At 47.0% G+C, this 22,119-nt stretch carries 22 protein-coding genes and 1 tRNA gene; 11 read left to right on the forward strand and 12 right to left on the reverse strand.

Features of this window, described 5'->3' with window-relative positions; all coding sequences use genetic code 11:
* Positions 1–31: 31 nt before the first annotated feature.
* The 3 genes from rpsN to rseP form a co-directional block, all read right to left on the reverse strand.
* Complete coding sequence (rpsN, locus tag NDA06_RS03535; protein ID WP_190414428.1) at positions 32–334, reverse strand: 30S ribosomal protein S14; 303 nt, start codon at positions 332–334, stop codon at positions 32–34.
* Positions 335–392: 58 nt separating this feature from the next.
* Positions 393–1,109, reverse strand: a complete 717-nt coding sequence (gene nth / locus NDA06_RS03540; protein ID WP_190985341.1) for an endonuclease III — start codon at positions 1,107–1,109, stop codon at positions 393–395.
* Positions 1,110–1,198: 89 nt separating this feature from the next.
* The gene (rseP, locus tag NDA06_RS03545) at positions 1,199–2,290 is read right to left on the reverse strand and encodes an RIP metalloprotease RseP (RefSeq protein ID WP_190429329.1); all 1,092 of its coding nucleotides are present in this window, start codon (positions 2,288–2,290) and stop codon (positions 1,199–1,201) included.
* Positions 2,291–2,551: 261 nt separating this feature from the next.
* Between rseP and NDA06_RS03550 the strand changes: the two genes are divergently transcribed.
* From NDA06_RS03550 to NDA06_RS03560, 3 genes are all read left to right on the forward strand, one after another.
* Positions 2,552–2,623, forward strand: a tRNA-Gly gene (locus NDA06_RS03550).
* 292 nt (positions 2,624–2,915) lie between these two features.
* Positions 2,916–3,332 (forward strand): hypothetical protein, encoded by a 417-nt coding sequence (locus NDA06_RS03555; RefSeq protein ID WP_190414425.1) that lies wholly within the window; start codon positions 2,916–2,918, stop codon positions 3,330–3,332.
* Between the two features lie 4 nt (positions 3,333–3,336).
* A complete protein-coding gene (locus NDA06_RS03560; protein WP_190414424.1) occupies positions 3,337–4,596 on the forward strand; it encodes a glutamate-5-semialdehyde dehydrogenase in 1,260 nt (419 codons plus the stop codon).
* Between the two features lie 81 nt (positions 4,597–4,677).
* Here NDA06_RS03560 and NDA06_RS03565 read toward each other — a convergent pair whose 3' ends face one another.
* Positions 4,678–5,529, reverse strand: coding sequence for an acyl-CoA desaturase (locus tag NDA06_RS03565; RefSeq protein WP_190414423.1), 852 nt, complete (start codon positions 5,527–5,529; stop codon positions 4,678–4,680).
* A gap of 172 nt (positions 5,530–5,701) precedes the next feature.
* On the opposite strand from NDA06_RS03565, the gene NDA06_RS03570 reads away from it, so the two are divergent.
* Positions 5,702–6,931 carry a methionine gamma-lyase family protein gene (locus NDA06_RS03570; RefSeq protein WP_190985342.1) on the forward strand — a complete coding sequence of 410 codons (1,230 nt, stop codon included), beginning with the start codon at positions 5,702–5,704 and terminating at the stop codon, positions 6,929–6,931.
* A gap of 61 nt (positions 6,932–6,992) precedes the next feature.
* Here the strand turns inward: NDA06_RS03570 and NDA06_RS03575 are convergent, their stop codons facing one another.
* Positions 6,993–8,195 carry a Coenzyme F420 hydrogenase/dehydrogenase, beta subunit C-terminal domain gene (locus NDA06_RS03575; RefSeq protein ID WP_190676431.1) on the reverse strand — a complete coding sequence of 401 codons (1,203 nt, stop codon included), beginning with the start codon at positions 8,193–8,195 and terminating at the stop codon, positions 6,993–6,995.
* A gap of 118 nt (positions 8,196–8,313) precedes the next feature.
* On the opposite strand from NDA06_RS03575, the gene NDA06_RS03580 reads away from it, so the two are divergent.
* Positions 8,314–8,991 (forward strand): pentapeptide repeat-containing protein, encoded by a 678-nt coding sequence (locus NDA06_RS03580; RefSeq protein ID WP_190676434.1) that lies wholly within the window; start codon positions 8,314–8,316, stop codon positions 8,989–8,991.
* Positions 8,992–9,316: 325 nt separating this feature from the next.
* Here NDA06_RS03580 and NDA06_RS03585 read toward each other — a convergent pair whose 3' ends face one another.
* Positions 9,317–10,465 (reverse strand): GerMN domain-containing protein, encoded by a 1,149-nt coding sequence (locus NDA06_RS03585; protein ID WP_190985343.1) that lies wholly within the window; start codon positions 10,463–10,465, stop codon positions 9,317–9,319.
* A 366-nt stretch (positions 10,466–10,831) separates the two neighbouring features.
* On the opposite strand from NDA06_RS03585, the gene NDA06_RS03590 reads away from it, so the two are divergent.
* The 3 genes from NDA06_RS03590 to NDA06_RS03600 all read left to right on the forward strand — a co-directional run bounded on the left by NDA06_RS03590 (position 10,832) and on the right by NDA06_RS03600 (position 14,299).
* Positions 10,832–12,217 carry a 16S rRNA (cytosine(967)-C(5))-methyltransferase gene (locus tag NDA06_RS03590; protein ID WP_190985344.1) on the forward strand — a complete coding sequence of 462 codons (1,386 nt, stop codon included), beginning with the start codon at positions 10,832–10,834 and terminating at the stop codon, positions 12,215–12,217.
* A gap of 72 nt (positions 12,218–12,289) precedes the next feature.
* Positions 12,290–12,712 carry a TerB family tellurite resistance protein gene (locus tag NDA06_RS03595; protein WP_190414416.1) on the forward strand — a complete coding sequence of 141 codons (423 nt, stop codon included), beginning with the start codon at positions 12,290–12,292 and terminating at the stop codon, positions 12,710–12,712.
* A 336-nt stretch (positions 12,713–13,048) separates the two neighbouring features.
* Entirely contained in the window at positions 13,049–14,299 is a 1,251-nt protein-coding gene (locus NDA06_RS03600; RefSeq protein WP_190414415.1) for an S-layer homology domain-containing protein, read from the forward strand.
* A gap of 317 nt (positions 14,300–14,616) precedes the next feature.
* Here NDA06_RS03600 and NDA06_RS03605 read toward each other — a convergent pair whose 3' ends face one another.
* Positions 14,617–16,116, reverse strand: a complete 1,500-nt coding sequence (locus tag NDA06_RS03605) for a GAF domain-containing sensor histidine kinase (RefSeq protein ID WP_190985345.1) — start codon at positions 16,114–16,116, stop codon at positions 14,617–14,619.
* A gap of 443 nt (positions 16,117–16,559) precedes the next feature.
* Here NDA06_RS03605 and NDA06_RS03610 point away from each other — a divergent pair, with 443 nt between their 5' ends.
* On the forward strand, positions 16,560–16,880 hold the full coding sequence (locus tag NDA06_RS03610) for a DUF3155 domain-containing protein (protein ID WP_190414413.1): 321 nt from the start codon (positions 16,560–16,562) through the stop codon (positions 16,878–16,880).
* Between the two features lie 164 nt (positions 16,881–17,044).
* On the opposite strand, the gene NDA06_RS03615 is transcribed toward NDA06_RS03610, so the two are convergent.
* The 3 genes from NDA06_RS03615 to NDA06_RS03625 form a co-directional block, all read right to left on the reverse strand.
* Positions 17,045–17,578, reverse strand: coding sequence for a cofactor assembly of complex C subunit B (locus tag NDA06_RS03615; RefSeq protein ID WP_190414412.1), 534 nt, complete (start codon positions 17,576–17,578; stop codon positions 17,045–17,047).
* Positions 17,579–17,678: 100 nt separating this feature from the next.
* A complete protein-coding gene (locus tag NDA06_RS03620; RefSeq protein ID WP_190414485.1) occupies positions 17,679–18,032 on the reverse strand; it encodes a PadR family transcriptional regulator in 354 nt (117 codons plus the stop codon).
* Positions 18,033–18,220: 188 nt separating this feature from the next.
* The gene (locus tag NDA06_RS03625) at positions 18,221–18,814 is read right to left on the reverse strand and encodes a hypothetical protein (protein ID WP_242028912.1); all 594 of its coding nucleotides are present in this window, start codon (positions 18,812–18,814) and stop codon (positions 18,221–18,223) included.
* A gap of 136 nt (positions 18,815–18,950) precedes the next feature.
* Between NDA06_RS03625 and NDA06_RS03630 the strand changes: the two genes are divergently transcribed.
* A complete protein-coding gene (locus NDA06_RS03630) occupies positions 18,951–19,544 on the forward strand; it encodes a DUF3611 family protein (protein WP_190427300.1) in 594 nt (197 codons plus the stop codon).
* Positions 19,545–19,679: 135 nt separating this feature from the next.
* Complete coding sequence (gene serS, locus NDA06_RS03635) at positions 19,680–20,972, forward strand: serine--tRNA ligase (RefSeq protein ID WP_190985346.1); 1,293 nt, start codon at positions 19,680–19,682, stop codon at positions 20,970–20,972.
* Positions 20,973–21,098: 126 nt separating this feature from the next.
* Here serS and ribH read toward each other — a convergent pair whose 3' ends face one another.
* A complete protein-coding gene (ribH, locus tag NDA06_RS03640; RefSeq protein WP_190985347.1) occupies positions 21,099–21,704 on the reverse strand; it encodes a 6,7-dimethyl-8-ribityllumazine synthase in 606 nt (201 codons plus the stop codon).
* A gap of 125 nt (positions 21,705–21,829) precedes the next feature.
* Positions 21,830–22,018 carry a photosystem II reaction center protein PsbZ gene (gene psbZ, locus NDA06_RS03645; RefSeq protein ID WP_190414408.1) on the reverse strand — a complete coding sequence of 63 codons (189 nt, stop codon included), beginning with the start codon at positions 22,016–22,018 and terminating at the stop codon, positions 21,830–21,832.
* Positions 22,019–22,119: the final 101 nt, after the last annotated feature.

The raw sequence follows: 22,119 nt of genomic DNA on the forward strand, positions 1-22,119 counted from the left end.
CAACTAAAGACTAAAGACTAAAGACTAAAGACTACCAGCTAGACTTGACAACTCCCGGCAACAGGCCTTGGTGTGCCCATTCCCGCATAACGTTGCGAGACAGACCAAAATCCCGGTATACGCCTCTAGGACGCCCAGTCACCCAGCAGCGATTCCGCAGTCGTGTGGGCGCACTGTTGCGCGGCAGTTGCTGTATCTGCCGATGAATCGTCAGCTTCTGTTGTTGGGTTGTTGCATTCTCAAATGCTTCCTGCAACGTTTCACGCTTAGCGGCATACTTATCTACCAGCTTCTGGCGTTTTTTCTCCCGCTCAATCATGCTCTTTTTAGCCATGAATTATCCTACTTTGTTCCAGCAATAAAGACACCATTCTCCATTCTAGCGGATGGTATCAATTAGAAGCTTCCACAATTTGAGGAGATGTGGCGAGGCTAATATTCACAGAATCTGAGGGCGACAAATTAGCAGAAGGACACAAATCCGCAAGGACACAAGCATGGCACACCGGATTTTTGGCTTTACAAATTGCCCGACCATGATAGACCAACCGAATTGACCAGTTTTCCCAATCCTCTAGGGGCAATAGTCTCATTAAATCTCGCTCTATCCGCACTGGGTCTGTATGTTCTGTCAAACCCAATCGGTAGCTGAGGCGCTTCACATGAGTATCCACTGTCACGCCTTGATTGATGCCGTAAGCGTGAGCCAGAACGACATTCGCCGTCTTTCGCGCTACTCCTGGTAATTCCAGCAACAATTCCATTCGTTTTGGCACCTGTCCTTTAAATTTCTCCACAATCAGGACGCAGGCACCTTGAATATTTTTAGCTTTATTGCGATAAAAGCCGGTTGAACGGATCAGGGTTTCCAACTCAGCAATATCAGCGTTTGCCAAAGCTGGGGCGTCGGGAAACCGAGAAAATAAGGAGGGAGTTACTTGATTCACCCGTTCATCGGTACATTGAGCGGAGAGAATGGTTGCGACCAATAACTGTACCGGCGTCTCGTAGTTCAGCGTACAGGGTGCGTCTGGATACAATCGCTTCAGGCGAATCAAAATCTCCAAAGCACGCTGCTGCTTAACTGACCATGTACGGGTAATGTTCATAAATCGTCAATTGTCTAGTTGGTAGGGGCGCATGACCCTGCGCCCGTACAGGTCAGTTATCCATTGTTAAAAACGATAGATAACTGCGTTCATTGCAAGAGTTTTTGAACCCACTCCAGGTTAGCAGTGTCTCGAACAATCAAGAAAATTCCCAAACCCAGAAGCAACATCAAACCAGTTTGCATAATGCCATCTTGGATTTGAGTCGGCAACGGTTTACCCCGCAAGCCTTCAATCAATAAGAAAGCTAGCTGACCACCATCGAGAGCCGGTAGCGGCAAAATGTTGATAATCGCAAGGTTAATGCTGATCAAGGCAGCAAACTGAAACAGATTCGCCGCGTCTGACTTGGCAATACTGGCACCAAGTTCGACAATTTTAACCGGCCCAGCAACCTGATCTGCTGTTTCGCCAAAGTTACTGATCAGTTGTACAAAGCCCTGAGCCGTTAAAACGACAAATTCTTGGTACTTCGTAGCCGCAGTGGTCAAAACTTCTACAGGATTCTTGAGGTGCCGACGCACTACTTTGCCGCTAGGAGCTAGCTGGACACCGATTCGACCTTTCCCGTCGCTTCCGGGTTGCGGTGTCACGGTCAGGGAAATGATTTGACCTTGACGTTCAACGCTCAGGGGGATCGGCTGGTTGGGATTGTTTTGAATCACCTCCATAAGCTTTGGAATGGCTTCCTTGGAGGCTTTCAGTGGTTGACCGTCTGCTAAGAGAATAATGTCTCCTGCTTTGATGCCAGCCTTGAGTGCAGCAGAACTTACGTCTGAGGCGACTTGGGGAACCAGGACACCAGGCTGATAATTAAATTCCTGAACGCCCACTAGACCCAGTTGAGTCGCTAGCAGTAAGTAAGCAAATAGCAAGTTGGCGATGACACCAGCGCTAATGACAATGGCTCTATCGAGAATGGGTCGGTTGCGTAATAGATTAGGGTCTTCTGGAGGAATATCACTGTCGGGGTCATCATCAGGGAAACCGACAAATCCGCCTAGGGGAAAAGCCCGGATGGCATATTCGGTTTCCGGTCCCTGGTACTTCCAGAGGATCGGGCCAAAACCGAGGGAGAAGCGGTTGACGTGAATTCCTTGAAGACGAGCTGCCATGAAATGACCCAGCTCATGTACCACAATCAAAAGCGCTAAGACTGCGATCGCCGCAAAAACAGGCATATTAATAATTAATTCAACTAACTACATACTTCTTCATTCTACGGTGTTGCGTCCGGAAGCTGGGTGAGTTCAGGGAAGAGGAGCCGGAAAGCATCAAAATACAGAGTCAGGAATTCCTTCCTCGCCTCCCCGCAGAAATCGCTTCACCAAGCGCTCCCACTCTCGCTAACTTCAAATTTCATTGGGTGGTTAATGAAATGATTAAAAAAGATAGTTGACAGATGCTGAAAATTTTGAGAATCTAGATAAAGATAAAGTTTTGCGGGTATAGCTCAGTGGTAGAGCGTCACCTTGCCAAGGTGAATGTCGCGCGTTCGAATCGCGTTACCCGCTCTTCTGGTTAAAATCATATAAGGTTAAAATCATATAAGAAGTAGCTCTTTCTCCAGGCGTAGGTCTTCAGAGGTAGAGAGGAAATATCTGATTATCTATAAGTCGGAGCATTTCTAGGCAAAGGTTTACAGTGTTAAAATTCGCCTAGATTGTCTGTGTCTTTAAAGGCATTCAGTCGTACCCAGTCCGAACAAAAGCGGTTGCTAGGTGCAAACTAAAAAAAGTCTAACAGACGAACCCGGTTCCGAAAATCTTAAGTTAACACTTTCATATCTTTGTTTAAATAGCGCTTGTGCCATCTCAGAAAGATCAGAAGATTGACTTAAATAACGATTACCCGTGCCCATGCCGACGTAGAGGGCGTTTAGTACCGATTACGCTGACAGAAGCGTTTGGCTGCGATCGCTGTCAGCAAATCTTCGTGGTTGAAGAGAGTGGGTATGCGATCGAACAACTGTCTACAAGCTATCCCTACAAGCGATCGTGGCGGTGGACGGGTCATCGCTGGAGTACTGCTCATCCAGGGCTTGGGGACAGCTACCTACCTGTTTCCTTAGGAATCATTGCGGTGGTACTGATCGCAGGGCTTTGCTTAGCTCAGATTTCACCTCCCGCCCCTCCTGGTATCATTATTGTGCTGTGTGCGATGGTGAGCGTGTTGGCGCTATTGGTGCCAGCGCTGATCATCTGGCTGACTCACCGACGTTAGCCCAATGGCAATCAACGATATTACTCCGACCCCCGACCCAATGAACGCTGTTCGTCGCGCTTATGAAGCTTCCCTGGAATTGGCAACTACCAAGGGAGTAGAGCGCAGCCGTGCTGTCGCCGCGATGGCGCAGGCACTTCAGAGATCCTTAGACGATATTTTGGAAGCAAACACCCTGGATCTGGAAGCCAGTCGCGAAATGGCAGCACATGAGCTGATTTTAGATTGGCTGAAGCTGACACCTGAGCGGCTGCAAACCACCATCCACATTTTGCAACGGTTAGCTGAGTTGTCCGATCCGATCCGGCGGGTGATGAACGCGACTTATCAGCTAGAACACTCGCAAACTTACTCTCAGCTAATGCCGCTGGGAGTCATTGCATTGATTTACGAAGCCTTTCCGGAGCTAGGAGCGATCGCTGCCGGGATGTGTCTGAAAACTGGCAACAGCCTGATTCTCCGAGGTGGAAGTGAAGCCAGTCACTCGAATACAGTCATTGCCCAAGTTTTACAATCAGCCTTAGAACGAGCAGGTATGCCACCGGGTTGTCTGGAGCTACTACCATCAGAGCAAGGTGCTTCCATTCGGGATTTAGTCATTCAAGACCGATACATTAATTTGGTGATTCCCTATGGTCGCCCTAGTTTAGTCCAAAAAGTGATCCAGCTCTCAACTGCACCCGTCTTGAAGTCGGCGATGGGAAACTGCTACCTCTATTGGTCGCCTACGGGTAGCTTAGAGATGGCTCGGAACGCAATTTTAGACAGTCATCAAAGCGAGCCAGACCCTGTTAATGCGATTGAAAAGGTTTTGATTCATCCGGCTTGCAAACCTTCATCTCTGACGATGCTTTGGAACAGCCTAAAGGAAAAAGGGTTTCAGCTCAGAGGAGATAGGGATTTGGTGACACAATTTCCAGATTTGAAACTAGCTGATGAATTAGAGTGGAGTCAAGCCTATCTTGATAAGATTGTGGCTTTTAAACTGGTAGAGAGTATCGAGGAAGCCATTATTTGTATTAATCAATACAGCAGCGGTCACGCCGACTGTCTAGTTTCTGAATCCTATCAAGAAAGCCGCCAATTTGCTCTCGGCGTTAATAGTGCCTCAGTCTATCTCAATTCTTCTCCCCGATTTTCGCGTAACCCCAAGGGCGGAGACTCCTTATTTCTGGGAATGTCTAACCAAAAAGGACATCGCCGAGGGCCGATTGGCTTAGAATCTTTTACCACCGTTAAGCACGTCGTGCAGGGACACAACTAAAAAGGCAAAAGAGAGAAGGATGAAGGGAAAAACTGCTTCATCCTTTATCCTTCTCTCCGCTTTCTTTTGCCTTTTTACTGTTTATTGTTTACTTTCTTCGACCAGTTTTACCTTTGAGGCTAAACCGAGCGACTGAAGAAATTGAATGGTCATCCACGTTAGGTCAATTTCCCACCACTTTAAGCCATGTCGAGCGGAATATTGAAAAGCATGGTGGTTGTTGTGCCAACCTTCGCCATAGGTGAGTAAAGCCACCCACCAACAATTAGTCGAGCGATCCTCAGATTCGTAAGTGCGATAGCCAAATTTATGCGTTGCACTGTTGACAAACCAAGTGCAGTGAAACACTGCAACGATCCGAACAAAAATTCCCCAAACCACAAAAGGCCAACCGCCCAAGGCGTAAAGAATTAAACCTAAGACAACCTGAATGGGAATGAAATATTTTTGTAAAAACTGATAAACCGGATCGCCAGAAATATCTTTAGTAACCCGAGGGATGTCTGTATCCGCAGGGTTTTGATAAAGCATCCAGCCCATGTGACTCCACCAAAAACCTTTGTTGGAATCATGAGGATCTAAGTTTTCATCCGAGTGCAAATGATGGAGGCGATGTATGCCTATCCAGTTAATCGGACCTCCTTGGCAGGAAAGGGTGCCGCAGAGAACAAAGAAGTATTCTAACCACTTAGGGGTTTGGAAACTACGATGCGTTACCAGACGATGAAATCCCAGCGTAATTCCCAAGCCACCCGTTACCCAGTGGAAAAAGACGGCGACACCAACCGCAGCCCAACTGAAGTTACTGGGAAATAGGGCGAAAAGCGCTGCGATGTGTAACGCAGCCATGTAGATAATAATGACCCAATCAGGACGGAGAGGCGAGTCTTGTCTCACCTGTTCTTGATCTTTAGTTGTGGTCGCAACAGTCATGCAGTAACCTTGATAAAAATTGTGCAGCCCAACCTGCTATTGGATTTGGGATTTTGATCTTGGTCTTGTAAGGGCGGCTTGTTTGCCCTGCTTTTACTGGAAATGCAAATTTTTACATTGCCAAAAGCTCCAAAATCTAAAATAAATAAGAAATCTCTTTCTCCAGGTATTGATGAACAGCTTTCAACAGCTACAGGAAGCAGAAAAGGTACTGTTTCCGATTTTTTCCGCAATTGACGCAACAGTCAAGCAAAATCTTAAACGAGTGCTGGAAGCCTTTCGTCACCATCGGGTGGGGGCGCACCATTTCGCTGGTGTCACCGGCTACGGTCACGATGATTTAGGGCGTCAGACGCTCGATCGGGTATTTGCGGACGTGATGGGTGCCGAAGCTGCTGCGGTTCGAGTGCAGTTTGTGTCCGGTACTCATGCGATCGCCTGTGCCTTATTTGGCGTTCTTCGTCCTGGAGATGAAATGCTGGCAGTGGTCGGTGCCCCCTATGACACGCTAGAAGAAGTTATTGGTTTGCGTGGGCAAGGCCAAGGCTCCTTACTTGATTTTGGCGTTAGTTACAAAGAATTGGCTCTTACGGAAGAAGGAATTATTGATTGGCAAGCGCTGGCGACAGGAGTTAGCGATCGCACCCGTCTCGTCTTAATCCAGCGTTCCTGCGGCTATTCCTGGCGTCCCAGTCTTTCGATTACCGACATCGAAAAAATTGTTTTCCTGGTTAAACAACAAAATCCCAACACAGTTTGCTTTGTCGATAATTGTTACGGGGAATTTATTGAAGAACAGGAACCCACCGCTATCGGTGCCGATCTAATGGCTGGTTCTTTGATTAAAAATCCTGGTGGTACTATCGTAACCGCTGGCGGCTATGTTGCGGGGCGGGCAGACTTAGTAGAAGCCGCTGCCTGTCGTTTGACTGCACCCGGGATTGGTAGTAGTGGCGGTGCCAGTTTCGATCAACATCGCCTGATGTTCCAAGGATTGTTCCTCGCACCGCAAATGGTCGGGGAAGCCATGAAAGGAAATCACCTGACGGCTTACGTTTTCGATCGGCTGGGTTATGCAGTGAATCCTTTACCAATGGCACCCCGTCGAGACGTGATTCAAGCCATCAAATTGGGTTCGCGTGAGAAGATGATTGCCTTTTGTCGAGCCATTCAACAGCACTCGCCTATCGATTCCTATGTCGATCCCATACCCGGTGATATGCCGGGATATGAGAGCCAGCTCGTGATGGCTGGAGGTACGTTTATTGAAGGCAGCACCTCTGAATTGTCATCCGATGGGCCGCTGCGAGAGCCATACGTTGTATTTTCTCAAGGGGGAACCCATTGGACTCATGTAGCGATCGCGCTAGAAGCCGCAATTGAAGCTGTGGGGCCAGCTTAGAATAATTTCGCACCAAGACGCCAAGAAAAACTTTGCGCTTTTGCGTCTTGGCGCGAAACCTTCAAGATTCCGGCAATTTATACTGCCCGACAATTCGCTTGGCATATTCTGGTACGTGCGCCTCTAACTTCTCCGGGTGATTGCGCTTCACATACAAATAATTGCGGGTGAAGTGGGAATCAATTGAGAAACGGGCATACTCTAAACCTTTGGGGCCAATTTTTTCAATCACGACTCCCATCAGCTTTGCCGCCCACATCGGGAGAGTAACGCCTTTATCGTAAGCGGGAATACTTTGTTGTACCGCTTCTTTGCGGTTTCCGTGGGACATCACTGGCTGCGTGTCTATCTGATCTTGCACCAAATCCAGCATTTCTTTGCCAGTGTCATTCCGCACCACAATCCACTGCCAGCCAAAGGGTGCGCCCATATAACCTACGACTAAATCTGCCAGAGAATTCACATAATCAAAGCAGCTCATACAAGAAGGAGCGAAAACATCCTTTAACTGGTTTGTCTTCAGTCCAAAGAAAGGCACCATTTCCGTAGAGCCATCTTCATGCTTGAAGTGAACCCGGAAATCTTGCATAAACTCGTAATGCACCACTGTATCCGGGGAACGGCTAGTGGTTTCCAAGAATTTTTTCAACCCGGCGCGGTTAACATTATCGACACAGGGCGTACCCAAAACGTAAAGCTTTTCTAATCCCAGTTCCTTCTCAACGGCTCGTAATGCTTGAATTTGGCAACCAACACCAATTACCAACAGCCGCTTCATCCCAGATTGCTCGATTTGCTCCAAAACGGAAAGATTAGGCGACAGCGTTGGTTTATTCACCCGCGCTGCCAGAATTTCTTCTGGCGTGCGAGCGATTATCGGCATCGGCTGAAATCTATCTTCCTTAGTATTCTGGACGCAGACAACGCCCTCAACCATGCCGCGATTGAGCATTTCAATGGCAATGGTGCTGACAATTCCCGTCCACTGCGCCCCCTCGATTGGCTCAGTTTTACGCGCCGCCATCATCTCTTGACTAACCCCAAAATACCAATCATCGGCATTATCCAGATTGCGGCTTCTTCCGTGGATTTCTTCTTCTAGTTCCGCTATCTGCTGATTAAGAAATGCACACGCTTCCTTGACATAGTGAATATAGTATGTGTCGCATAGCCCACACTCGCTACAGAGTTCTTTAGCAGGGCGACGGCTAGAGGGTTTGAGGGCTTTGGCTTTTTTATGGTTTGCGGAATCTACTGAGGTCATTATTAAGTTTCGGCTTTTAAACTAAGGTGGCTCCTCCCACAATACTTTAGAGGTTGCCAGCCAAGATTCACAGCTTTTTGCCAGTTTTGTTCAACACCAGCTCCATAGAAGAACTGCCATGCAAGACATGTTTTTTCAACCCGCCAAAAAACTAATTTCGGTTTGCCTAGTTACATTGCTTCTGATTGTCGGCATGATAAGCTCGCCTGAGCAGGCTAGAGCCGATGATTGCAGTGGTTGGATTGTCACTGGTTGCGATCAGAAAGGAGATCGAGGAACAGTATTAGTAAAATCTGAAGGTAAAACCCGCAGTGAAAAAGACCTGACAGACACAAACCTACAGGGTAAAAATTTGACAGAGGCAAATCTTAGCGGAGCGAATCTTACTCAAGCCAAACTTAGTGGAGCTAATCTGAGTGGCGCAGATTTCAGTGGGGCAACTCTAACTGGAGCCAACCTGAAAGGAGTCAACCTTAGCGGCGTAGACTTGAGTGGGATCAAGTTGAGCAAGCAAGACTTAGTAGCTTTAGTCAAGACTAACCTAACTGGGGGTGGCTGGTTCCAAGCTACGCCGATTTTGAGCAAACAGGATTTACTTGAGCTATTAGAACCGGATTTACATCAAGTAGCTTTGACTGGTGATAATCTCAGTGAAGCTAATCTGAACGGAGTAAATTTCAGCAAGGCAAACATGATGGGAGCGAATCTTCAAGGGGCCAAATTAGGTGGGGTGGACTTGACAGGAGCTGACCTAACTGGGGCAAAGATGCCTAATGGTAGAATTTACAAACCTTAGTTATTCAGTAAGTTCAATATTCCTTAATAATTAGCCTTTTTAGCCCTCTGGTCAGTTCATCAGAGGGTTTTTGCTGATATAGCGCTAGAGTTTTACAAAAACTGAATTATCTCAGCTAGGCGCAGATGGAGAAAAATGGAAGCGCGATCGCTCTTTATTTCTCTTCCTTCGCGTCCTTAGCATCTTCAGCATCTTCGCGGTTCAACTTCTTAAATCTTTACTTTTGGCAGATGGGAAAAAGCGCGATCGCTCTCCCACCTTCCACTAAAACGCGAAACCCAGCTAGTTTTGGTAGCTGGGTTAACAAATTTACACTAAAACCCTATCAACCAGGGCGAACATCAAGACAGCCTTCTGCATAATTAACTTCTGGAACTTTACCAGCAATCATGCGCGATACAGTCTCGCCATTCGGAGAGACAAAAACGAGACGGAAGTCTTTGTTAGCAAAGCTGCTTGGTTGAACGACCCAGGCTTTACCTTTTTCGCTGTTGAGAAGACGACTTACCTGAATTTGTCCGGGATAGGCAGACTTAATCGTGCTTTCTGTATCGTCAACTTTGATACCATGAACAGTGGTAATTTTATTGGTTTCAACTTCTACCGTAGCGATACGACCTTGAGTGACCATGAAAGTAACACCCTCAGGCCCATTTGCTGGCTTGTAATAGTCACAGACGCGATTGGGATTTTGCCGGGATGGCACGATTGGAGTCCCAGCAACGCCTGATGCCTCAGCAACAGTCATGTTAATTTTAACTGACCCAAGTCCGTCAATCGATAGCCCCGATTCAGTTGTCAGTTTTTCGGCTTTCTTTAGACAAGTATTCTCGCCACTTTGATCGTTTAAGCATTTGCCGTTTCTATCCAGAATAATAACTGAGTTGACAGTTGGAAATTGCTTAAGGGTGGTATTAATAGAGAATTTTTGACGAGCATCATCTCCAGTACCTCCTGAAATTACCGACTTACAGAATTTCAGTTTAGCAATTCCATTCGTGATGGAAATCGTAAAATCTTTGCCGCAGTTGGAACTGCCCTTGAATTCAATAGGGTCGATTAAACCACGAGCTTTTTCCTGACTTGTAGGCCCTGCGATTAATTGCTCAATGGCAAACTGGGCTGTACTCGGACTGTTTGTTGTTCGCCAAACTGGCTCAACATAAGTGAAATCTTGCCCGCTTTGGGGGTTTTTAGGAAAAAAGACTTTTACCTTTTTTGGAGTTGCTTTCACCGGCTCGAAGCTGCTTTGAACAGCTTGTTTAGTTTGAGCGGTTTTTTCTGAAGAAGATACCTCTAAGCTTGATTGGGGCTGAGTTGGTTCGGTCGAGGGTTTGGTTGATGATTCGGTTACGACTTTGGGTGTTTCTGAGGAGGGTGCGGCATCTGTAACTTGAGTGTCACAAGCACTGATACCCGAAACTATTAATAACAAGCAAAAAGAAAATAAAGCTGATTTACGGATGCGGTACATTTTGTTTCTGAGATGGATGAATGACTAATTACTTACGTTCTCTACTGTAGAAAGCCGTCAGCAGAAAACTGGTGAGGTGGTGTGTCAATACTTGGAGTGACATTAAGTGGAAACAAGCCCTTGTGAGTTGTTTCCAGAAAAAGCAGAGACGTTCTGTCTGAGAAAAAATGGGGTTTGAAAGGCTAACAGGAGTTTTCTGCGTCTCCTGAAGCCTTGTGGCGGTCGCTGGGACAATCAAGAGAGTGACACAGACAGTTGAAGGGAACGTGTAAATCGTTGTTTTAATGAAAACATAAAGAGAAACCGGCTGAGTCAAAGTGAGACAGCAATGCTTCCAAATGTATCTGCTAACGCATACTATTTAGTATGCAAAATCCTCGTCAAATAGCATTTCTGGCACTTCGAGATGTCCACCGTAAAGGCGCTTTTGCTGACGTAGCACTCGACCGACTGCTGCGCCAAGCAGACTTAAGTGCTACCGATCGGCGGTTAGTGACAGAGTTAGTTTATGGGAGTGTGAGAAGACAGCGATCGCTCGATGCACTCATCGACCATCTAGGTAAAAAGAAAGCCCACCAACAACCCCTAGACCTCCGAGCAATTCTGCATCTAGGCTTATATCAACTTCGTTATCAAGACCGAATTCCTGTGTCGGCAGCTGTGAATACTACCGTGCAATTAGCCAAAGAAAACGGATTTTCTGGGCTTTCCGGCTTTGTCAATGGTCTATTGCGACAGTATATTCGTCTAGCGGAAGGCAAAAAGCAGGGGAACCGGGGAGGGGAAGTTCAGAACTTAGAATCTGACCCGCTACATCTGCCAAAAAACCCAGTTGAACGATTAGGCATCTTACACAGCTATCCCGACTGGATTATTGAAGTATGGCTAGAACGTCTGGGTTTAGAAGAAACGGAACAGCTGTGTGAATGGATGAACCAAACCCCAGCAATTGACTTGCGGGTCAATCTCCTTCGCGCTGAGATAGAGAAAGTTGAGGCAGCACTGCAAGCTGCGGATATCTCAGTGAGTCGCGTGCCCCATCTACCGCAAGCTTTGAGGCTAACTGGTGGCACAGGTGCAATTCAAAATTTACCTGGTTTTAGCGAAGGTTGGTGGACGGTACAAGATAGTAGTGCCCAGCTAGTCAGTTATCTGCTAGATCCCCAACCGGGCGAAGTAGTCATTGATGCCTGTGCAGCACCAGGGGGAAAGACAACGCACATCGCAGAATTGATGGAAGATCGGGGAACTGTTTGGGCGTGTGACAAGACTGCTTCCCGTCTCCGGAAACTGCAAGAAAATGCCAAACGGTTAAGTTTGCACTCGATTCAAATTCAGGAGGGGGACAGCCGCAACCTACCCCAGTTTATTAATCAAGCTGATAGGGTATTACTCGATGCCCCCTGCTCTGGACTGGGGACGCTACATCGTCATGCTGACGCCCGTTGGCGGCAAACTCTACAGACAGTTCAGGAACTTTCAATTCTGCAAGGCGAACTATTAGATCGAGTGGCTACCTGGGTTAAACCGAATGGCATTCTGGTTTATGCAACTTGTACCTTGCATCCATTGGAGAATGAAGGTGTTGTTCGCGCTTTTTTAGAGCGTTACCCCCAGTGGCAGATTTTGCCCCCCAACCCCAATTCACCAGCGGCAGCTTATACTACCCCTGCTGGATGGATCGAAGTCTGGCCCCACCGGCATCAAATGGATGGATTCTTTATGGTGCGGCTACAGAAGAAAAATAGCTAAACCTCTATGGTAGTTGTGGTTGCAGAAATCTGCTGATGGATTAATCTGTTAGGGGAAATAAGGAAAAAGCCAATGGTAGCCAATTCTAGTGTTAAACAGCTTGTTAAAATTCTCATCGGCGCAGCTTGGATTGATGGCAAAATTCAGTCAGAGGAACGGCAATATCTTCAGCGAGTGGCGAAGGAAAAGGGCATTGCTGACGATCCAGAGATTCAGCCTTTGTTGTATGAACTCGTAGCTGTAAGCCCAAGCGAGGTCTACAATTGGGTGCAAGATTATTTAGGCGATCGCCCCAGCACCGACGATTACCAGCGCCTCATCGAAGCCCTCAGCGCTTTAATTTATAGCGATGGCGAGGTAGCGATTGAGGAAGCTAAACTCCTGACTCGATTACAGCTTCTAGATCCCAACAGTGCCTCTCAGAAGTCAGCCCCTAGTCCTGTCCTCAAAGCGATTCAAAAACTCTACCGTCGGTGGGTTGACCATCAGAACTAGCTTTAAGACTAATAGATAAAGACCCGAATTTTGACATCATCATTCCACAAGTTAGGGCACGCTACACATAGCGTGCCTTTTTTTTGCATTCCCAATCTATATTGTGATCGGCTTCTAGAGGCTCCGGAAGCCAATTTTTTCTACAACAAGCAACTATTTTTGCAAAATATGCGTCTTTCCTTCTTAGGCAGTCCAGAACTTTCCGCTGAAACTGTCTATATCTCTATAATCTGTCACGGCAGTAAATAAATTTGTTGAGATTGAAATTTCTAGGAACCTATCAGGTAATCTTAGGTCTAAATAATCAAAGGAATGCGAAAAGTGGAGAAGTTCTCAATGTCTAACTTAAAGCGCTTGAAATCTGGAACAGCTTTACTACTAATGCTGGGAATGTCGGCAGGTTCGATGGCTCCCCTAGTAGAAACAATTATGTCACCGGCACCAGCTGTTGCTCAAGCTATCAATTTTAGTGATGTATCCTCAAGCTACTGGGCTGCTAGTTTTATTCAAGAACTGGCACAACGTGATGTAATTGCCGGGTTCCCTGATGGTACGTTTCGACCCAACGATCCGGTGACTCGTGCCCAATTCGCGGCGATGGTTCGTAAGGCCTTCAACAAGAATAAAATCCGCAATGCTGTTAATTTTGTGGATCTTTCATCGACCTACTGGGCATACTCGGCTATTCGTGAAGCTTACGAAATGGGATTTTTGTCGGGTTATCCCGGTAACGTCTTTAGACCTACACAAAATATTCCCCGCGAACAAGTTCTAGTTTCCTTGGCGAATGGCTTGAATTACACTGCCAGCAATCCCGTATCGGCTGATTTGCAAGTGTATAACGATGCTTCTTCCATCTCTACCTATGCTCGCAGTAGCATTGCTGCGGCAACAGAAAAGAGCATTGTGGTGAACTATCCGACTCTCCAGACGCTGAATCCAACTCGGAATGCCACCAGAGCGGAGGTAGCAGCTTTCATCTATCAGGCATTGGTGAGTTCTGGACAAGTAGCGGCAATTAACTCGCCCTATATTGTCTCTCTCAACGACACACCGCCAGAGGACACGACAGTCGCGATTCCGGCTGGAACCACTATTCCAGTTAGGTACGAGAAAGAAAAAATTCTGGTTACAAAGGACGAAAGAGCACCGCTGACGCTAACGGTAGCAGCAAATATCACCACATCTGATGGAACGGTGCTAATCCCCTCTGGCAGCCAAGTGGTCGGTGAACTGCAACCGGCTCAGGGAGGCTCTCAGTTTGTAGCGAAGGAACTGGTTTTCACGAACGGTCAACGGGTGGCTATCGATGCTACTTCTCAAACCATTACCAAAACCGAATCCGTTACTAAAGGTACTAGCGTTGGTGGTATCCTCAAGAATGCCGCATTAGGTGCTGCTGCTGCTGCTGCGGTTTCTGCTGTGACGGGTGACAAAGCGATCGCTACCGAAGAAGTCTTGGGCGGTCTGGGAATTGGTGGACTCATCGGACTGTTCCTCGGTCGGGATAGAGTGGATCTGATTGCGATTGATCCGGATACGGATCTGAATCTGCGGTTAAATGACGAGTTAGTGCTAGAGCAGTAATATTTGCAGAATGAAGCGTGCAATTCTAGTTGACTGCTGATTGCTTCATTCTTTAAGCAGATAGGCACAAAGAAATAAGTATTTTCTAAACCCGGTTTCTAGAAGAAATCGGGTTTTTAATTCTAAATGGCGTCTTATCACAATCCTATTTAAGTTGTGAGATGCCAGCAGTTCAGATGCCCAACTTCTCCAGGAAGTCGGGCATCTCGTTTTCACGAATCATTGATGAGTGCTATACCATGCAGACCGATCGCCCTAGATAAGTAATCGGATTACCCATTACCAGCTCAAATACAAATAAATGTAAGAGCAACTTATCAAACTTCATCTTCGCCCTTTAAGGCTTCAGTTAGTAACCAGACAATAAAGGTCGTTCCGGGTCCTTGAGTGTGGGGAATACTGCGATCGAGCCAGTTGCGTTCGGCGGGGCTAATGACTTCAATTTCGCCCTGCATTTGTTCTACTAAATCTCTCGCGATCGCTAAACCCAATCCACTCCCCGGAATCTCAGTTTCTGCCTGAACGCCTCGGTAATGTCGCTCAAACAAATGTTCTTTATCTTGCACGGGAATGCCAGGGCCAGTATCGCTAATTGCGATCGCCTGAAAATCTCCTTGAGAAGTATGTCGTCGATTTCCTGCCTGAATGTAAACTTGCCCACCCGCCGGGGTATACTTCAAAGCATTGTCAATCAGATTGCTTAACACTTCGCGCAGCACTTTGGCATTGGCTTGTACTGGCGGCAAATTCGGAGGAATTTCTGCCAATAAATCCAGATTTTTTTCTTGGGCGATCGCGCTGGATGTCACCACTAGCGGTTCCAAAACTTTCGCCACCGAGCAGGATTCCAACGCCAGCGCTCTCGTCGGAATTGTCTGAGGCTCCAATCCTAAGGGAGAGTAGAGATTTCCTAAATCCTCATCTTTTGGGGGAAGCGGACAAGACGGGGCAATCGGCACGGGAACTGCATCGTAAGAACGATCCGCGATTTGCCCGTACAAAGGCACTAACTCTCCTTCGTCCATATCCACTGCCCGATCGAACTGTAGAAGCAACTCTTGCAAGCGATCGCTTTCACGCACGATGCTGTTGGCAACTTCGCGGTTCGCATCTCCGGGTACCAATCGTCTGAGGAGCAACTTGCCAAACGTCCGTAAGGCGGTCATGGGATTGCGAAACTGATGTATCAGATCGTCCATGAGATCGCGCTGTTGAGCCTGAAGATGACGTTGCTGACTCAGTTGCTGCTCAAACCATTGGGAACGCCGATCCAGAATACAAGCGCTCGCCAGTGTATCGGCAATCCGTTCAATCGCGGTTCGTTCTCGCTGGTTCCAAGGTCTATCTTCACGAGCTGTCACCAGCAACCCCATCACCACACCTTCATGCAACAAAGGCACCACAATTTGGCGCGAGGAGCTACTCAGGTCAGCATCGGCGAAGAGCGATCGCTGGAGGGGCGATGTCCCCGCCTTTGCCTGCAATTCATCAATCGTTTCTTCTTTCCCGACTTCAGCCGCCGATTCCGTTGAACCCGTCTCAGAAACCGCATCGGACTCCTGAGAAACCGGAGATGCCGCTGACAATAACCGAGGAATGGATGCCAACGGTCGATCGGAAAATCCCAAAGCCGAAATCTCATCCGTTTCCCATTCCACCGCTGTCTGTGGGTAAGCAACAACCGGCCTTAGCTTAGTTGGGACGCCCTCTACCAGTTCTTCCGTTAAATACACAACACTCAAGGCAGCTTCCAGTCCTTGAGTTAATAGTGCTACTTGTGATTGGCACAAAGTTATAAATTCTGAACTGGTAGACATAGACACATTCGCTTATACTTGGGTACTTGACAGCGAGGAAAATTGCATTTATCGGATCGGGTTTTCTTCCGTCGATCCTGACACGCAATTGCGCTGAAGCGGCAAAGGTCGTGCAAAGACCTCATTTTTGTTTCTTTTTATTACAAAAATTTTAGCGAGCTTTCATGATAGTTTGGTTACAAAACTGCTTCCAAACTGGCTAAATTTTGTCAAGGTCGAATAAATATAGCCCTTTATACGCTATATCTAGGCTCAAGTTTAGACAAGCTTGCATATATAGCGTCTATTGCCCGTTCTGCTGCTGTCGATTTTAATTTCTGAGGGCTGTAATGTTTGTATCAATCGGTAAAAAGCGGTTGATATTTTGAACTCAAACCGATATACTTGCGACGGTTTTTGTATCTATCATTACAACTGTCAGAATTAAAGGGGAGGTAAGGAGGTTGGCTAGAAGACGCAAGCGGAAAAGTCGCCGTCGCCAGGAAGGACGTAGAATTTTAGAGCATGTCCCTCAGTATAGTATTGAAAGTGGCGAAGATAAACCAGTCACCGCCGCGCGAAAGTTTATTCAAACCGAAGGAATCCTTCCGCCTGCTTTGCTGCTCGTGAAGCGGAACGAACACACCACAGATCGGTACTTTTGGGCGGAAAAGGGGCTATTTGGTGCCCAATATGTTGAAGAAAATCATTTTCTGTTTCCTAGCCTTAGGATAATCGACAATCCTGTGGAAAAGCCTACCCTCGCCGCTGTTCGTAGCAGCTGAAGTTTTAGGCATTAAACGTGAAAACTCGGTTATAGGGGCGGTTCGCGAACCGCCCCTATTGTTTTATAGGGGGAATTTTGAATTTTTCCTCATAATTAAAATTCTTTTGGATTCACAAACTGACCAGGTTTTGGAATTTTTTAAGGTTTTCAGCGAGAGAGTTGTCATTCGCAAGGCTTTAATTGGAGTTCCTGTTGCAATTGAGCCAATTCATCACGATGGGCGATGACAGTTATTAAACTTCTGGTCTCTTTTTCGACACCTGCAAATGTTTCCACCTTCAGGGAAACTTGTTCGCTGCGTCCAGCTTTTTTCCAGTAAAAAACGCCAGCGGCTGGTGAAAGGAGAACCAAACCTAGAAAGATTTTAGCGAATGGGGGAAATAAAATTGCTAAAACTAACGCCAAACAAAGAAAGCCACAAAAAGCTAATAAGCTCAGAAAAATTGCCAAAAACCAGCTGGGGCGGACAAAGCCTTGGAATGTAACTTGATTTTGCTTTGCATCCACCGCCGCAATCCGGTAAGCACGCCGATCGAAATATTGTTGCAATTGAATTAAAATTGATTCTTCTGGTTGCTCCGCAATCAGTTTCACTTGTTGCGTTCGATCCTTAGCGGAGGCTCGAATAAAGAAAAATAGACCGACTGCTAACAACAGTGTTAGCAGAAATGTTGAAAAGAGAATTGTCGTATTCACGAATTTTTAGATAGGACAATGGAAAATAGGCTCTTGTCCAAGAGATACAAGATCGCCTATAACCTATAGCCTATCGCAAGAGAGCTTCTTTGGGATTGGCTCAGATGGCTTGAGATTCTCTCATTGTGTATTCATCCCAAAGGCGAGCTAGGTCATGAGCCTGTTCCAGACACTCTGGGCGAATTTGATACATTCGACGAGGTCTTCCTCTGCCTTCCACTTTTTTCCAATACCCTGTGATAGCGGCTTGGTCTTCCAGAAATTTTAAGGCGCTGTATAAGACGGTATCAGAAAGCCGATAGGTAGGATATTCACTCTCTAGTCGCCCGATGAGTTCTGTTCCATAGGATTCTCCGCTCATCAAAACTGAAAGGACATAACACACCGCTAGTTCCTTGTTGAGATAAGTGGGAGGAGGGTCTTGAAAAAACTGATAAATATCCTCAAATTTCATCTGCATAATTCACTGAACTCCCAGCCAAATAAATTGGATTAGGATCGGTTTCCCCAATCTAACGATGCCTTTATCAATCAGAAAACACACCCCAAACAAGGCTGCTATCACTGGTGTATTAAGACCGCGAACGATCAAAAGCAGCGCGTGATGTCAGCTGGCAAAATGACAGAACGATACCATCAATTTTAGACACTCAATTCTGGGTTGGCCTGCCAGACTTCACGGATGATTTTGCCATCCTTATCAAATTGCACCTGGTAGGAAAGCGACAAAACAACAGGGGTTCCGTGCTTAGACTTGGCATAGATCGTGATGACTGCTTCGACAGCGCGATCGCGTTGCTGTTGTTTAACAACCTGGAAATCTTGGATTTTGTACTTTGAGAAGAATTCTTCCCAGGCTGGGTAGATGGATTTCCCCTGATAGACTTCGTCCAGAACACCATAGGAGCGCATTAAAATGGCATTGTCACTGTATTGCGTGACTGTTCGCTCCGGGTTTTCCGTAGCGATCGCTGCCCAATGTTTTTGCGCTACCGAAAGCGGTTTCGGTATCACCGTCCTTTGATAGGCTGCCAAACTACCTACCAAAGCAACTGCATAAGCGACGGAGAGTAAATGCTTCCTGAGATTTGGTTGCAGGAATTTCATCATGCTGCTTCCACTTCGAGAGGGCTGCTCTGGAAATGGCAGGCCGTCATCAAAGCCAAGTAAATTAGAAGCCTGCTCTCGAAAGAAAGACGGCTCCATTGGGTTAAAAGTTCTCCAGAGGTTAAACATCTTTGAATTTTGCTGCCCCATTGCCTCAAACTGGTGGTTAGGAAGATTACCGTATAAATTTGGGATTGCATTACTTGTTCAACAAAACGCTCTGTTTATAGATAAATCCGGAATTAAACCGATTTAAAATCAATTTATGCGAGAACAGTTCGATTCATCTCCCGTTCCTTCAGCTCTACAGCGAATCGCTGGCTCTTTTCGGATCGCTGGCTGGGCTGGCTTCTGGGTTCAGTTAGTCCTAGCCGTTGTTTCGAGCATAATTTTCTTGTTTGCCATCCCCGCCGCCCAGCCGCGTGCCAGTGGCGCTGCCGCTGCTAGCCCAGGGACGGGTGGCAGTATCTTTTTTGCAGTTTGCGGTCTTTTAGTGCTGTATTTCAGTGTTTATCAAGCTTGGCGTTACACCCGTTTGGGCATACAGCTAAAAGATCCTAATCCCAACCTCCGCCCGAAAAAGGCAGATACGATTAAAGTTTTAAGGTTTGGATTACTCGTTAGTTTAGGGGGATTATTATTAGCAGTTCTGGGCGCAGAAGCGATTACCGGCACTCTGCTGGCAAAGTCGCTGGCTCAGGCTCAAGGTGGGGTAGCCATCTACGATCCCCAATTTATTAATCGGTTGATTCAACCTTTAGATATTTTTGTGGTGCTGGCGAATACACATACAATTACCGCTCATTTTGCCGGGATTGTTGTTTCCTTGTGGTTGTATAGTCGCATCAACCGACAGTAATGGAGGCAAAGGGTCGAATTGCGGCATCAGCAAGTAAAGAAGGCTGAGAGCGCATACAGACTCTCGGCTGTATCATCGCGATCGCGCGATCGCAGTGTATTCTGATTAATTGGCAAAAAAAGCTGGAAAAAATCTGTGCTAGACCTCAAGCAGATACGGGAAAATCCACAAGGTGTACAAGAGCGCCTGAATCGTCGCGGGATCGGGCAATATGACATACAGCCGATTTTGCAGCGAGCTTTGCAGCAACGGGTACTGGAAGCAAAGCGAAGTGTACTCCAAGCTCGTGGGAACGAAATCGGCAAATTAGTCGGTCAAAAAATTAAATCGGGGAGCGACCCCAACGGCTCAGAAATCCAAGCCTTGCGGGAAGAAGGCAACCAAATCAAAACCTGGATTGCCGAACTAGAACCCGAGGAAAGAATTTTAAAAGCCGAGTTAGAAGCCCTCTTGTTATCGTTTCCTAACTTACCCAGTGAGTCCACACCCATTGGTAAAAGTGAAGAAGAGAATGTAGAAGTCCGCCGCTGGGGCGATGAATACTTGCCTCAAAACTCCGAAATTCTCCCTCACTGGGAAATCGGCGAACAACTAGGAATTCTCAACTTTGAGCGCTCCGCTAAAGTTGCACAAAGTCGTTTTGTCACGCTAATTGGTGCCGGTGCTGCCTTGGAAAGAGCTTTAATTAGCTTCATGCTCGACCGGCAAATCGCGGCTGGATATGTAGAAGTTATTCCCCCCTTTCTGATCAACAGCGAATCTCTTACCGCCACAAGTCAGCTGCCCAAGTTTGCTGACGAAAGCTTCAAATGCGCTCAAGATGACTTGTGGCTAGCTCCCACTGCTGAAGTGCCGGTGACAAATCTCTATCGAGATGAAATCTTGGAGGCGTCGCAGCTGCCTATCTATCACTGTGCTTATACTCCCTGTTTTCGCCGGGAAGCGGGTAGCTACGGACGAGACACGCGGGGGCTAATTCGACTGCACCAGTTTAATAAAGTCGAGTTGGTGAAACTTGTTCATCCGAACGATTCAGTCGCAGAGCATGAATCGTTGGTACAAAATGCCGAGGCAATTTTACAGGCGTTGAAGTTGCCTTATCGCGTCATTGAGTTATGCACTGGGGATTTAGGGTTTGGGGCAGCAAAGTGCTATGACCTAGAGGTATGGCTGCCGTCTGCTGAGAAATACCGCGAGATTTCTAGCTGCTCCAACTTTATGGATTTTCAGGCGCGGCGCGGCAGCATTCGTTTCAAAGAAGCTGGAAAAAAAGGCACCCAATTTGTCCACACGTTGAACGGTTCCGGATTGGCAATCGGGCGCACGATGGCAGCGATTCTGGAGAACTATCAACAACCCGATAGGACTATCAAGATACCAGAAGCGCTGCAACCTTACTTGGGACGAGAAGTGCTAGGGCAAGGATGAAGGATATCGGGCTTTGCCCTTCCCGAAGGGTGGGATGAAGGACTAGAGATCAATCTTTCTAAATTCGCGGCTCTGGGCGGGAAAACCCCGCCCCAGCTCCAGCGCACCTGGCTCTCAGTGCAAGGATCAAAGAGAATCAGATGCGTTGCGTTCAACTGCTGACTCTGGAGAAATCGCCAGGTTCGGCGAAACTGGCAGTGCTTGAGTGGTCACTGTATGAACCGCATTGTTACCGTAGGATGCGCCACCGGCATTCCCTTTGATCTGCTGCATCAAGCTTGCCATCTCAAGAGCATTCATCGCATAGCCCCAGCCGTTGTTACTCTTGATGCCAGCTCTTTCCAAGGCTTGTTGCATCGTATCTACTGTCAAAATGCCAAAAATGATCGGCACACCCGTTTGAAACCCAGCATTGGCAATTCCCTTGGAGACTTCCGAGGCGACATAATCAAAGTGGGGAGTTTGACCCCGAATGACTGCACCCAGGCAAATTACAGCATCATATCGGCGCGTGAGTGCCAACTGGTGAGCCACCAAAGGCACCTCAAAACTCCCAGGAACCCAAGCATAGTCCACTTGAGTGCCTTGAGGATTGACATCGATGCCGTGGCGTTTCAGACAATCTTGACACCCCTCCAATAGTTTAGTCGTCACCAAATCGTTGAAGCGACCGATGACGATCGCAAACCGTAGGGGTTGAGTCTGAGTAAACGTTCCCTCGAAAACTGCCATGATTTTAGATATAAGAAGCTTTTTGTCAGTTGTTTTGAGTCATCAGTCATTTGTCTTTAGTCCTGAGTCGGGTGCAGTGGACTGATGACCATCGAACCCTGACCGATGACTGACTCTGACTATCCTTAAACTACCAAATAGCTTAGGGCACCTGTCAGAAATACCAGAGCAATCCAAACTCCAGATCCTAAAAGAAGGAGGCGCTTAGACTGGTCCCAGTTCTGAGGAGTGGCATAGGCAACTGGAACCCCAATGACCATGACGAATGATAAAAAGACTAAAGCACCTAGTACCAACTGAAATAAAATTGTCATTTTCTCTTCTCCCAAGACAGCAATGGGCTGGATAGAAATAGTTCAGCCGCAATTCTATACAGTAGTACCGTATCAAAAATCGACACTCATTGGTCATTCGT

Origin of the sequence: Trichocoleus sp. ST-U1 (assembly GCF_039961835.1) — a bacterium.
Taxonomy (GTDB): Bacteria; Cyanobacteriota; Cyanobacteriia; order Cyanobacteriales; family FACHB-T130; genus FACHB-T130.